The sequence below is a fragment of the Oceaniglobus ichthyenteri genome (assembly GCF_003057885.1).
In the GTDB taxonomy this organism is placed as follows: Bacteria; Pseudomonadota; Alphaproteobacteria; order Rhodobacterales; family Rhodobacteraceae; genus Oceaniglobus; species Oceaniglobus ichthyenteri.
The window spans coordinates 71,220-83,836 of the sequence record NZ_QAGK01000002.1 but is presented as its reverse complement, the minus strand read 5'-3'; the positions used below and the strand labels follow the sequence as shown (position 1 = coordinate 83,836).

At 58.7% G+C, this 12,617-nt stretch carries 10 protein-coding genes; 6 read left to right on the top strand and 4 right to left on the bottom strand.

Annotated features, from left to right (window positions below):
* Window positions 1–23: 23 nt before the first annotated feature.
* The 3 genes from C8265_RS03430 to lepA all read left to right on the top strand — a co-directional run bounded on the left by C8265_RS03430 (window position 24) and on the right by lepA (window position 4,287).
* On the top strand, window positions 24–920 hold the full coding sequence (locus tag C8265_RS03430; RefSeq protein ID WP_108482604.1) for an SMP-30/gluconolactonase/LRE family protein: 897 nt from the start codon (window positions 24–26) through the stop codon (window positions 918–920).
* Window positions 917–2,344, top strand: coding sequence for an NADP-dependent phosphogluconate dehydrogenase (gndA, locus tag C8265_RS03425; RefSeq protein ID WP_108482603.1), 1,428 nt, complete (start codon window positions 917–919; stop codon window positions 2,342–2,344). The genes C8265_RS03430 and gndA overlap by 4 nt, the downstream gene beginning before the upstream one ends.
* Before the next feature lie 143 nt (window positions 2,345–2,487).
* The gene (gene lepA / locus C8265_RS03420) at window positions 2,488–4,287 is read left to right on the top strand and encodes a translation elongation factor 4 (protein WP_108482602.1); all 1,800 of its coding nucleotides are present in this window, start codon (window positions 2,488–2,490) and stop codon (window positions 4,285–4,287) included.
* Between the two features lie 46 nt (window positions 4,288–4,333).
* Here lepA and C8265_RS03415 read toward each other — a convergent pair whose 3' ends face one another.
* Complete coding sequence (locus C8265_RS03415; protein ID WP_108482601.1) at window positions 4,334–5,086, bottom strand: alpha/beta fold hydrolase; 753 nt, start codon at window positions 5,084–5,086, stop codon at window positions 4,334–4,336.
* Window positions 5,087–5,162: 76 nt separating this feature from the next.
* Between C8265_RS03415 and C8265_RS03410 the strand changes: the two genes are divergently transcribed.
* On the top strand, window positions 5,163–5,525 hold the full coding sequence (locus tag C8265_RS03410) for a hypothetical protein (RefSeq protein WP_108482600.1): 363 nt from the start codon (window positions 5,163–5,165) through the stop codon (window positions 5,523–5,525).
* Between the two features lie 25 nt (window positions 5,526–5,550).
* Here C8265_RS03410 and glyA read toward each other — a convergent pair whose 3' ends face one another.
* Complete coding sequence (glyA, locus tag C8265_RS03405; RefSeq protein WP_108482599.1) at window positions 5,551–6,846, bottom strand: serine hydroxymethyltransferase; 1,296 nt, start codon at window positions 6,844–6,846, stop codon at window positions 5,551–5,553.
* A 176-nt stretch (window positions 6,847–7,022) separates the two neighbouring features.
* Here glyA and C8265_RS03400 point away from each other — a divergent pair, with 176 nt between their 5' ends.
* On the top strand, window positions 7,023–7,787 hold the full coding sequence (locus C8265_RS03400) for an NAD kinase (protein ID WP_108482598.1): 765 nt from the start codon (window positions 7,023–7,025) through the stop codon (window positions 7,785–7,787).
* A 48-nt stretch (window positions 7,788–7,835) separates the two neighbouring features.
* Window positions 7,836–8,204: a curli-like amyloid fiber formation chaperone CsgH gene (csgH, locus tag C8265_RS03395; RefSeq protein ID WP_108482597.1), complete on the top strand. Its 369-nt coding sequence runs from the start codon at window positions 7,836–7,838 to the stop codon at window positions 8,202–8,204.
* Here csgH and C8265_RS03390 read toward each other — a convergent pair.
* Both C8265_RS03390 and C8265_RS03385 read right to left on the bottom strand, forming a co-directional pair.
* Window positions 8,201–10,096 carry a propionyl-CoA synthetase gene (locus C8265_RS03390; protein WP_108482596.1) on the bottom strand — a complete coding sequence of 632 codons (1,896 nt, stop codon included), beginning with the start codon at window positions 10,094–10,096 and terminating at the stop codon, window positions 8,201–8,203. The two genes, csgH and C8265_RS03390, sit on opposite strands and share 4 nt — an antisense overlap.
* A gap of 176 nt (window positions 10,097–10,272) precedes the next feature.
* Window positions 10,273–12,552: an NADP-dependent malic enzyme gene (locus C8265_RS03385; protein WP_108482595.1), complete on the bottom strand. Its 2,280-nt coding sequence runs from the start codon at window positions 12,550–12,552 to the stop codon at window positions 10,273–10,275.
* Window positions 12,553–12,617: the final 65 nt, after the last annotated feature.

Here is a 12,617-nt window from a genome sequence, read left to right as displayed (position 1 = left end):
TCCGACCAGAGCAGAGGGACATCATGACTTTTTACACCGCACACGATCCCCGTTTTGAACGTTTTGTCATGTTCAACGCGCCATTGAAAAAGCTGGCCACCGGATTTGACTGGACCGAAGGCCCGGTCTGGTTTGGCGATGCGGATTGCCTGTTGTTTTCCGATATTCCCAATAACAGGATCCTGCGCTGGACCCGTGAAAGTGGCATCACCACCTATCGGGCGCCGTCCAATTACGCCAATGGCCACACCCGGGATGGGCTGGGCCGGTTGGTGTCATGCGAACACGGGGCGCGGCGGGTGACGCGCACCGAACATGATGGCACGATCACCGTGATCGCCGACAGTTATGAAGGGAAGCCGCTGAATTCACCCAATGATGTGGTGGTGAAATCCGATGGCAGCATTTGGTTTTCCGATCCCCATTATGGCATCATGACCAATTACGAAGGCTATGCCGCTACGGCGCAGCAGCCGCTCTCGGTGTACCGGGTCGATGAAAGCGGCATTCGGCGGGTTGCGACACCGGGTATCAACGCGCCGAACGGGTTGTGTTTTTCGCCCGATGAAACCCGGCTTTACGTGGCTGACACGGGCCGGATGTACACCGACGATGTGCAAAATGTGCGCGCCTATACCGTGACCGGCGATGGCACGCTGAGTGGTGGCGATGTGTTTTGCAAGGTGCCGGTGGGCGCGTCCGATGGAATCCGCTGTGATACCGATGGCAACTTCTGGACCTCGGCGGGGGATGGCGTGTATTGTTATGCCCCGGACGGGACGTTGCTGGGCCACATTCCGGTGCCCGAAATCGTTTCGAACATCTGTTTCGGGGGCCATGCGAAACATCAGCTCTTCATCACTGCCACGACCAGCCTTTATTCAATCACACTCAACCGCCAAGGGGCACAAAAACCATGACACACCCTCGCATCGGCCTGATCGGCCTGGGAACAATGGGCCGCGCCCTGGCCTTGAACATTGCTGAAAATGCCGAACCGCTGGCGGTTTACAACCGCACCACATCCAAGACCGATGATTTCATCGCCCACACCCGCGCCAATGAACCGGCCCTGGCCGACCGTCTGACGCCGGCCGACAGTTTGGAAGGCTTCGTGCAATCCCTGGCAACGCCGCGCGCGATCATTCTGATGGTGGATGCCGGTGCGCCGGTCGACAAGGTGATCGCCGCCCTGCGCCCTTTGTTGAACGATGACGATCTGATCATTGATGCGGGCAATGCCAATTTCCACGACACCAACCGCCGCGCGCAAGAGGCCGAAGCGGCGGGCGTGCCGTTCATCGGCATGGGCGTGTCGGGCGGCGAAGAGGGCGCGCGCCATGGGCCCAGCATCATGGGCGGCGGGCCGCGCGATCATTGGGATCGGGTGGCGAATGTGCTGGAATCGATTGCGGCAAAATACGGTGATACGCCCTGTGCCACCTGGATGGGCACCGGCGGCGCGGGCCATTTCGTTAAGGCGGTGCACAACGGCATCGAATACGCCGATATGCAGATGATCGCCGAAACCTATGGTATTTTCCGCGATGGGATGGGCCGCGATGCCGCCCGCATCGGCGCGACATTCGCCAAATGGAACGAAGGCCCGCTGCAATCCTATCTGGTTGAAATATCGGGCAAGGTGGCCACCGCCACCGACCCGGAGACCGGCAAGCCGATGTTGGATATCATTCTGGACAAAGCGGGCCAAAAAGGCACCGGCCGCTGGACCGTGATCGAGGCACAGCATCTGGGCGCACCGATTCCGGTGATCGAGGCCGCGGTATGTGCGCGCAATACATCGGCGCGGCTGCAACAGCGCCAGCGCGGTCAGGACAGTTTTGGCGCCGCACCGCTGTTATTGCCCGAAGGGACGCTGTCGGACGATACGCTGGAAGGGGCGATGATCGCGGGCAAGATCATGTGTTATGCCCAAGGGTTCGATTTGCTGCACGCCGCGTCGGCCCATTACGATTGGGGCCTGCCCATGCCCGAGGTGGCGCGCGTCTGGCGCGAAGGCTGCATCATCCGCAGTTCGATGTTGAATGATATGGCCTCGGCCCTTGAATCCGCGCCCGATGACAATCTGATTTTCGCGCCGTTCTTTCATGATCTGGTAGAGCAACACATGCCCGCCCTGCGCACCACCGTCGCCACCGCGCTGTCCCATGGTCTGGCCGTGCCGGCCCTTTCGGCGGCTGTCACCTGGTTTGACATGATGCGCACCGCGCGCAGCACCGCCAACATGATCCAGGGTCAGCGCGATTTCTTTGGCGCCCACGGGTTTGAGCGCACGGACCGCGATGGCAAGGATTATCACGGGCCCTGGGCGATGGGGGGCTGAGCCGCACCCCGCAGCCCCGACTGTCGGGCCGTGTTGTGAACGAAAGCTGGGTGCGCGAATGCCGCGCGCGCCCTATTGCCCTTGCAAATTACCCGCTTTCACGCCATTCCCGGTGACGTAATTCGCCATAGGTCCGTATCCCGATGACAAAGCTGTCCAATATTCGCAACTTCTCCATTGTCGCCCATATCGACCACGGGAAATCCACCCTGGCCGACCGGCTGATCCAACTCACCGGCACTGTGGCCGCGCGGGATATGAAGGAACAGCTGCTTGACGCCATGGATATCGAACGCGAGCGGGGTATCACGATCAAGGCCAATACCGTGCGCATCGAATATCCGGCGCAAGATGGCGAAACCTATACGCTGAACCTGATCGATACGCCCGGCCACGTCGATTTCGGCTATGAGGTGTCGCGCTCCATGCGCGCGGTCGAAGGTTCGCTGTTGGTGGTTGATGCCTCGCAGGGGGTTGAGGCGCAGACTCTGGCCAATGTGTACCAGGCCATTGATGCCGATCATGAAATTGTCCCGGTGTTGAACAAGGTTGACCTGCCCGCCGCCGATATTGCGCGGGTGTCGGAACAGATCGAAGATGTGATCGGCATTGATGCCTCTGACGCCATTCAGATCAGTGCCAAAACCGGCCTTGGCATCCCTGACGTGCTTGAGGCGATCGTCAAACGCCTTCCGGCCCCCAAGGGCGACCGCGACGCGCCACTCAAGGCGATGCTGGTTGACAGTTATTATGATGCCTACTTGGGCGTCGTGGTGATTATCCGGGTGATCGACGGCGTGATCAAAAAGGGCGATAAAATCCGGATGATGAAAACCGGCGGCCTATACAGCGTTGATAACGTTGGGGTATTTCGTCCCAAGATGGAAGAATTTGCCGAACTTGGGCCGGGCGAAATTGGCTATCTGAACGCGCAGATCAAACAGGTGCGTGATACCCGTGTTGGTGATACGATCACCCACGAACGTAAGGGATGTGAAAGCGCGCTTCCGGGGTTCAAACCGTCGATTCCGGTTGTGTTCTGTGGCCTGTTTCCTGTGGATGCGGCCGATTTCGAAGACATGCGCGATGCCATTGAAAAACTTGCGCTGAACGACGCCTCTTTCACCTTTGAAATGGAAACCTCGGCCGCACTTGGCTTTGGGTTTCGCTGTGGGTTCCTGGGGCTGCTGCACCTTGAGGTGATCCGCGACCGGATCGAACGGGAATATAACATTGAGCTGATCACCACCGCGCCGTCGGTGGTTTACAAGATTTTCATGCGCGACGGGTCCGAACAGGAACTGCACAACCCCGCCGACATGCCCGACCCCGCAGGCATTGATCACATCGAAGAACCGCGAATCAAGGCTACGATTCTGGTGCCTGATGAGTATCTGGGCGATGTTCTGAAACTGTGCCAGGATAGGCGCGGCATTCAGTTGGATCTGACCTATGCCGGGTCGCGGGCGATGGTGGTGTATGACCTTCCGCTTAACGAAGTTGTGTTCGATTTCTATGATCGCCTGAAATCGGTAACAAAAGGTTACGCCAGCTTTGATTATCAGATGCTGGGCTATCGCGAAGATGCCTTGGTTAAAATGAGCGTTCTGGTCAACGATGAACCGGTCGATGCCCTGTCGATGATGGTACACCGGGATCGCGCCGAAATGCGGGGCCGCGCCATGTGTGAAAAGCTGAAAGAGCTGATCCCCCGCCACATGTTCAAAATCCCGATTCAGGCCGCCATCGGGGGCCGCGTCATTGCCCGCGAAACCCTTGCCGCCATGCGCAAGGATGTGACCGCCAAATGTTACGGCGGCGACGCATCGCGCAAACGCAAGCTGCTCGACAAACAAAAGGCGGGCAAGAAGAAGATGCGCCAGTTCGGGAAAGTGGAAATTCCTCAGCAGGCGTTCATCAACGCCTTGAAAATGGATAGCTGATTTCGCCGCGCTTCAGGTGGCCAGGCGCAATTGGGTGCAGAGCGATTCAGCTCCGCTCCAGAAACGCGCGCACGGCCGCCTCGAATTCGCGGGGTTTTTCGGCATGAAGCCAGTGGCCCGCACCCGGTATCTTGGCAAACCGCGCCCGGGGAAACAGGGCGCGAATCTTGTCGCGGTGTTCGGGCAGAACATAATGTGACTCTGCGCCGCTCAGAAACAGCGTTTCATCCGGATACTGCGCCGATATATCGGGAAACCCGATGATTTCATCCATTTGATTGGCCAGCGTGTTCAGGTTCAACCGCCATTTTCCGTGCACCACATCCAGGGATTGCAGCAAAAATGCCCGCACGCCTGCATCGGTAATGGACGGTGTCAGGGCGGCGTCGGCCTCGGCGCGGCGGGTCACGCCGGTGAGATCCAGCGCCGCCATCGCCTTGATCAGGTGCATTTGCGAATGTGCGTATGTGACCGGCGAAATGTCAGCCACGATCAACCGGTTCACCAGGTCAGGCCGCGTCAGGGCCAGCACCATCGCGGCCTTTCCCCCCATGGAATGGCCCAGAACATCGCAAGGTGATGTGATAACCGTGGCCAGATCATCGGCAAGATCGCGATAGGAATGGGATGCATCCCAAAACGATTCTCCATGGTTGCGCAGATCAACGGTGACAACCTGGCGCGTGTCGGACAGGCGTTTGGCAATTACCCCCCAATTGCGCGCTGAGCCAAAAAGACCGTGTACAATCAAAAGCGTGGGGCGGTCTGTTTCGTCCCCATGTGTGATAATATTCAGCATATCCCAGCCTCGAACCCTAAAATACTTGAGCAAACTCCCAAGCCCCGTTAATCCCCTCATTAACCGGAGGGGTGCCATGACACCACAGCAACAAGCACAAGAGATTGCCGATTTGATCGGCGCGCGTCTGGGTATTGGTGGGCGGGGCCTTGAGAACAAAGTGAAAAAGGCCGGTCGCCTGTTGCCGCGCCGCATTCGACGCGAGGCCGAAACCCTGGCCCAAGCGGCGGAATTTTCCAAACATCCAAAACTGATGCGAATGATTGATCCGACCGCGCAAAAACTGGCCTATCGCGATTGCAAAAGGTTTCTGGAACAGATCGACGGATCAGAGCGGTTTATCCGTTATGCACTGGGCCTGATCACGGCCAATGCGTTCAATTTTCTGGCGATTTGCGCGGCGGTTATTGCCGTGTTGGTGTGGCGCGGATTTTTGTAAGGGGGGCCGAAGCCCCCCAGACGCCTCACAAACCGGGATAGATCGGGAATTGGGCGCAAAGCGCTTCGACCTCGGCTTTTACCTTGGCTTCGATCGCTGCATTTCCGTCTTCGCCATGGGCGGCCAAACCATCGACAACCTCGACAATCCAATCGGCAATCCGGGTGAATTCCGGCACGCCAAACCCCCGCGTCGTACCCGCAGGTGAGCCGAGGCGGATGCCGCTGGTCACGGTTGGTTTTTCGTCGTCAAAGGGGATGCCATTTTTGTTACAGGTGATATTGGCGCGGCCCAATGCCTTTTCCGTGGCGTTGCCTTTCACCCCTTTGGGGCGCAGATCGACCAGCACCAGATGGGTGTCGGTGCCGCCGGTCACGATGTCCAGACCACCCTTGATCAACTGCGCGCCCAACGCTTGGGCGTTGGCGATAACCTGTTGTTGATACTGTTTGAACTCAGGGCGCAGCGCCTCGCCAAAGGCCACGGCCTTACCGGCGATCACATGCATCAACGGCCCGCCCTGAATGCCCGGAAAAATCGCCGAGTTGAACTTTTTCGCCAAGGCTTCGTCATTGGTTAAAATCATGCCACCGCGCGGGCCACGCAGGGTTTTATGGGTGGTTGTTGTGGCCACATGGGCATGGGGAAACGGCGAAGGATGTTCGCCCGCCGCCACCAATCCGGCAAAATGCGCCATATCCACCAACAGATAGGCGCCCACCATATCGGCAATTTCGCGCATCCGCGCAAAATCAACCTGGCGCGGAATCGCCGACCCACCGGCGATGATCATCTTTGGCTGATGCTCTTTGGCCAGGGTTTCGACCTGATCATAATCCAATTCCAACGTATCGCGGCGTACCCCGTATTGAATGGCGTTGAACCATTTGCCCGATTGGTTGGGCCGCGCGCCATGGGTCAGGTGCCCGCCCGCATCCAAAGACATACCCAAAATCGTATCGCCCGGCTGTAACAGCGCGGTAAACACGCCCTGGTTGGCTTGCGATCCTGAATTGGGCTGTACGTTGGCAAAGCTGCATCCAAACAATTCACAGGCGCGCGAAATGGCCAGGTCTTCGGCAATATCCACAAATTCACAGCCGCCGTAATACCGCCGCCCGGGGTATCCTTCGGCGTATTTGTTGGTCATGATTGACCCTTGCGCCTGCATCACCGCGCGCGACACGATGTTTTCGGATGCGATCAATTCGATCTCGGTCTGTTGGCGATGCAGTTCTTTGCCGATGGCGCTAAAAATTTCGGCGTCGCGGGTGGCGAGGTCTTCGGTGAAAAAACCGTTATCTTTTTGCGGGGCGTTCATCGGGCAACTCCTAAGGCTGAAACATGGCTCAGGGGCCGTATAGGCCAGGACGGGCAGCCAAGAAAGCCTGTAAAACGTCGCAAAGGGCCGCCAAGGCGCGCGAAAGGTGCCGATGGGTGACTTGTGTTTCCTGCCCTTGCGCGCCAACGTGGCCCAGCGTTGAAAAGGAACAAACCATGCAAGCGATTGCCTTTGCGGCCAGCACCGCCCCCTTGGCCGAAGAGGCGCTTGCGCGGCTGACCGAACTGTACGGCACCGTGCCGCCGGAACAGGCCGATGTGATCGTGGCGTTGGGGGGCGATGGATTTATGTTGCAAACCCTGCATGGGCACCGCGACATGGATGTGCCGGTGTACGGAATGAACCGTGGCACGATCGGGTTTTTGATGAACGAATATTCCGAAGACGATCTGCTGGAACGTCTGGCCGCCGCCGAGGAAGAGGTGATAAACCCCTTGGCCATGACGGCCCTGTCCAAGGATGGAACAGCCCATCACGCGCTGGCAATCAACGAAGTGTCCCTGTTGCGCGCCGGGCCTCAGGCCGCGAAACTGCGCATTTGTGTCGATGGCCGTGAGCGGATGCCGGAATTGGTGTGCGATGGCGCATTGGTGGCCACGCCCGCAGGATCGACCGCCTATAACTATTCCGCCCACGGCCCGATCCTGCCCATTGGTGCCGATGTTTTGGCGCTGACGGCGATGGCGGCCTTTCGCCCCCGGCGGTGGCGCGGCGCGCTGTTGCCAAAGGGCGCGACCGTGCGGATTGACGTGCTTGAACCGGAAAAGCGGCCGGTAATCGCCGATGCCGACAGCCGCCGGGAATCGGTGCGCGAGGTGGTGTCGGTGGAAATCCGCAGCGAAACAGCGGTGCGTCACCGACTGTTGTTTGATCCCGGCCACGGATTGGAAGAGCGTTTGACGCGCGAACAGTTCGTTTAACGCAATTTGTCACTTGCCAGACAGCGGCAAGGCGGCAATCGTGGTGTTATGACCCGCTATATCACCCTTGTCGCCCTTACGTTTTTCATTGCCGGAATGGGCCGCGCGCCTGCACCGCTGACGGGTATTGAGTGCACTGTCGTCGCCCAGACCGTGGGTGATACAACAACATATCGCGGGCGGATCATCGCCCAATCCGATACGGCTGGCCAATACTCCATTCAAATCGCCCGCAAAACCGCGAATATCGCCACATCCTCAACCATCGGCGGCACATTCACCGCGGCGGCAGGACAGGAGGTGTTCGTGGGGCGCGCCACCCACACGGGTGATTTAACCGGCGTGATGGCCACGATGACCATAACCGTGGGCGATAAAAGCCACGCCTGTGATTTGGTTGCCGAAACCGAAACCTAATGCGCGCCGGGATACCCCAGCGTTTTCAACGCCACGGCAATTTCGTCCAATACTGCCGGATCGTCGATGGTTGCGGGCATCTTGAATGTCTCGCCGTCGGCAATTTTCGCCATGGTCGCGCGCAAAATCTTGCCTGACCGGGTTTTGGGCAACCGATCCACCACCTTGATCAAACGAAACGCGGCCACGGGGCCAATTTGATCGCGCACCCGTTGGATGCATTCTTTCTCGATCTGATCATGGGGCTTTTCCACGCCTTTCGACAGGCAAACAAACCCCATGGGCAATTGCCCCTTTAACGGGTCTGCCACCCCGATCACTGCACATTCGGCCACATCGGGGTGGCCCGCCAGCACCTCTTCCATTCCGCCGGTTGACAGGCGGTGCCCGGCCACATTGATCACATCATCGGTGCGCGCCATGATATAAAGATAGCCGTCATCGTCGATCATCCCGGCATCGCCGGTTTCGTAATATCCCGGAAAATGCGCCAGATAGGATTTCTGAAACCGCTCCTCGGCGTTCCACAGGGTGGGCAGGGTGCCCGGCGGCAACGGCAGTTTGATGGCAATCGCACCCAACGTGCCGTTTGGCACCGCATGGCCGGCCTCATCCAGGATATGCACATCATAGCCGGGCATCGGAACGGTGGGCGATCCCGGTTTCAGCGGCAAAAGCTCGATCCCTGCCGGATTGCCCACGATGGTGTATCCGGTTTCGGTCTGCCACCAGTGATCAATCACCGGCACTCCCAACAAATCGGCGGCCCAATTCACGGTGTCCGGATCGGCCCGCTCGCCTGCCAGAAACAGGTATTTCAGGCAAGACAGGTCATACTCTTTCAAAAACGCGCCGGTCGGATCTTCCCGTTTGATCGCGCGAAATGCGGTCGGGGCGGTGAAAAAGCTTTTGACCTTATGTTCTGAAATCACCCGCCAAAACGTGCCTGCATCCGGTGTGCCGATCGGTTTGCCTTCAAACACCACGGTGGTATTTCCCGCCAGCAACGGCGCGTAGCAAATATAACTATGCCCCACGACCCATCCCACATCGGATGCGGCCCAGAACACATCGCCCGGAACGACGTTATAGATATTCTTCATCGTCCAGTTCAGCGCCACCATATGCCCGGCGGTGGGGCGTACCACGCCTTTGGGCTGTCCGGTGGTGCCCGAAGTATACAGGATATAGGCCGGGTGATTGCCCGCAACCGAAACGCAATCGGCGGGCTCAACCCCCTGTTGCATCTCGTGCCAATCGAAATCGCGCCCCTCAACCATGTCGGCGCGGCATTGGTCCCGTTGTAAGACAACGCAAAATTCGGGCTTGTGCACGGCCTCGTTGATCGCGCCATCCAACAGCGGTTTGTATTCCACCACGCGCCCCGGTTCGATCCCACAAGATGCGGCGATGATTGCCTTGGGCGTGGCATCGTTGATCCGCGTGGCCAGTTCATGGGCCGCAAAGCCCCCAAAAACGACCGAATGAATCGCGCCAATCCGGGTGCAGGCCAACATCGCCACCAAGGCTTCGGGCACCATTGGCATATAAATGATCACCCGGTCGCCCTTGACCACACCGCGCGCCGCAAGGGCCCCGGCCAACCGCGCGGTCTGTTCTTGCAACTGTGAAAATGTCGTATGCGATTTTGTACCGGTGATCGGGCTGTCGTAAATGATCGCGTTCTGATCACCGCGCCCCGCCTTCACATGGCGATCAACGCAGTTGTAACAAGTGTTGCCCATGGCATCGGAAAACCACTCGTACAGCGGCGCCCGGGTATCGTTCAACGCTTTGGATGGCGCCACATCCCAATCGATGGCGCGGGCCTGGTCCAACCAATATGCCTCCGGATCATCCTGCCAGCGTTGATAAACATCACGATATCCCATGGCCGTCTCCCTAAATCCCAGGCCATTTATCCTCACGCCGCGCAAAACGGCAAGTAAAAGTGCCAGAGGGTTAAAACTCTGACCGCTTCATTTTCGTTTTAAAAATATCCTCGGGGGGTGAATTGCCGCAGGCAAGAGGGGGGCGGAAAGCCCCCCATCCCCCTTTGCAAAACCGCTCAGCCGTAGTGGGCCACGGGCGTGCCGGCCAATGCACTCATGTTCAGCAATCCACGTGCGGTGATTGATGGGGTCACGATATGGGCGCGGTTGCCCATTCCCATCAGAATCGGTCCGACCTCCAGACCGCCGCCCTTCATTTTCAAGATATTGCGCACACCTGACGCCGCATCGGTATTGGCAAAGATCAACACGTTCGCCACGCCGGTCAGCCGCGAATTGGGGTAAATCCTATGGCGCAATTCCGGGTTCAGGGCGGCATCTGTCTGCATTTCGCCCTCATAGGCAAAATTGCGCGGTTGCGCATCCAGTATCCTCATTGCCTCGCGCATGCGGATGCCGGTGTCGCAGTCCAGATTGCCGAACTGTGAATGGGAACACAGCGCAATTTGCGGCTCCACCCCAAAGCGGCGCACATGGCGCGCGGCCCCGATCACCGATTCGGCGATCTGTTCAGGCGTCGGCGTGGGATGCACCTGTGTGTCGGCCACAAACAGCGGCCCATCCTCAAGGATCATCAGCGACAGCGCGCCGACGGGGCGCAGTTTTGGCGTGCCCAGAATCTCGCGAATATAATTCAGATGCCAAAGGAATTGCCCGAACGTCCCACAGATCAGCGATTCGGCCTCTTCGCGCTGCACCATGACCGCGCCGATGGCAGTGGTGTTGGTGCGCATGATTGCCTTGGCCAGATCGGGCGTAACGCCTTTGCGCTGCATGATTTCGTGATAGGTGCCCCAATATTCACGATACCGCGGATCGTTTTCGGGGTTCACGATTTCGAAATCCCGACCGGGTCGAATGGCCAGCCCGGCCCGCTCGGCGCGCAACTCAATGACGTCGGGGCGTCCGATCAGGATCGGCTTGTCGGTGGTTTCGTCCAACATGGCACTGGCTGCGCGCAACACGCGCTCATCTTCGCCCTCGGCAAAGACAATGCGGCGCGATGTGGTTGAGGCGGCTTCAAACACCGGCCGCATGATCATCGCCGATTTGAACACCGATCCATCCAGCGTTGCCTTGTAGGCGGCCAGATCTGCAATCGGTCGTGTTGCCACGCCGGTTTCCATGGCCGCCCGGGCCACGGCGGTGGCCACCACACCCATCAGACGCGGATCGAACGGCTTAGGGATCAGGTAATCTGGGCCGAACGTCATCTGTTCGCCGGAATAGGCCGCTGCCGCTTCGGCGCTGGTGGTGGCGCGGGCAAGGGCGGCGATGCCTTCGATACAGGCGATTTTCATCTCATCGTTGATTTCCGTCGCGCCCACATCCAATGCGCCGCGAAAGATGAACGGGAAACACAGAACGTTGTTCACCTGATTGGCGTAATCGCTGCGCCCCGTCGCGATCAGCGCCTTTGGGGCGACCGATCGGGCCACGTCGGGGTCTATTTCAGGGTTGGGGTTCGCCAAGGCGAAAATTGCCGGTGTGTCGGCCATTTTCCCGACCATTTCAGCGGTCAGAACGCCGGGCCCCGAAAGGCCAAGAAACAGATCGGCGCCTTCGATCACCTCGATCAGATCACGCGCGTCGCCCGGTTGGGCAAAGGCGGCCTTTTGTTCGGTCATGTCGTCGGTGCGGCCTTCGTAGACCAGACCGGCGAGGTCACACAAAAACACGTTTTCGCGCCGCACGCCCAATTTTACCAACATATTCAGGCAGGCAATTCCAGCCGCGCCGCCGCCTGTGCTGACCACCTTGATGTCTTCGAATTTCTTGCCCGCAACACGCAATGCATTGGTGGCCGCCGCGCCCACGACGATGGCGGTGCCATGCTGATCGTCGTGAAACACAGGAATATTCATCCGTTCCTGGCACAGCTTTTCAACAATGAAACATTCGGGCGCCTTGATATCTTCCAGATTGATGGCGCCAAAGGTGGGTTCCAGCGCGCAAACGATATCGGCCAGCTTTTCGGGGTCGTTTTCATTCAGTTCGATATCGAAACAATCGATATTGGCGAATTTCTTGAACAGAACCGCCTTGCCCTCCATCACCGGCTTGCTGGCCAGCGCGCCAATGTTGCCCAGGCCCAGCACCGCGGTGCCGTTTGTCACCACCGCCACTAGGTTGCCGCGCGATGTGTAATCGCGCGCCGTGGTGGGGTTGGCTTTGATTTCAAGACAGGCTTCGGCCACACCGGGGGAATAGGCGCGCGCCAGATCGCGGCCATTTGCCAATGGCTTGGTCGCGCGAATTTCCAACTTTCCCGGTTTGGGAAGCCGGTGATAATCCAACGCCGCCTGGCGCAGGTTTTCCTTTTTCGCGTCGTCCATGGGGGCCCCTTCTAAGATTACTTGGCGTGACACCATATCCTGTTGTTCCGGCCATTTTGTCAAAT

What these genes read in the sequence shown, in the direction of transcription:
- C8265_RS03430 (WP_108482604.1), top strand. Translation starts at nt 24, where the DNA reads ATGACTTTTTACACCGCACACGATCCCCGTTTTGAACGTTTTGTCATG.
- C8265_RS03390 (WP_108482596.1), bottom strand. Translation starts at nt 10,096, where the DNA reads ATGGGATATCGTGATGTTTATCAACGCTGGCAGGATGATCCGGAGGCA.
- gndA (WP_108482603.1), top strand. Translation starts at nt 917, where the DNA reads ATGACACACCCTCGCATCGGCCTGATCGGCCTGGGAACAATGGGCCGC.
- C8265_RS03415 (WP_108482601.1), bottom strand. Translation starts at nt 5,086, where the DNA reads ATGCTGAATATTATCACACATGGGGACGAAACAGACCGCCCCACGCTT.
- C8265_RS03410 (WP_108482600.1), top strand. Translation starts at nt 5,163, where the DNA reads ATGACACCACAGCAACAAGCACAAGAGATTGCCGATTTGATCGGCGCG.
- csgH (WP_108482597.1), top strand. Translation starts at nt 7,836, where the DNA reads ATGACCCGCTATATCACCCTTGTCGCCCTTACGTTTTTCATTGCCGGA.
- lepA (WP_108482602.1), top strand. Translation starts at nt 2,488, where the DNA reads ATGACAAAGCTGTCCAATATTCGCAACTTCTCCATTGTCGCCCATATC.
- C8265_RS03385 (WP_108482595.1), bottom strand. Translation starts at nt 12,552, where the DNA reads ATGGACGACGCGAAAAAGGAAAACCTGCGCCAGGCGGCGTTGGATTAT.
- C8265_RS03400 (WP_108482598.1), top strand. Translation starts at nt 7,023, where the DNA reads ATGCAAGCGATTGCCTTTGCGGCCAGCACCGCCCCCTTGGCCGAAGAG.
- glyA (WP_108482599.1), bottom strand. Translation starts at nt 6,846, where the DNA reads ATGAACGCCCCGCAAAAAGATAACGGTTTTTTCACCGAAGACCTCGCC.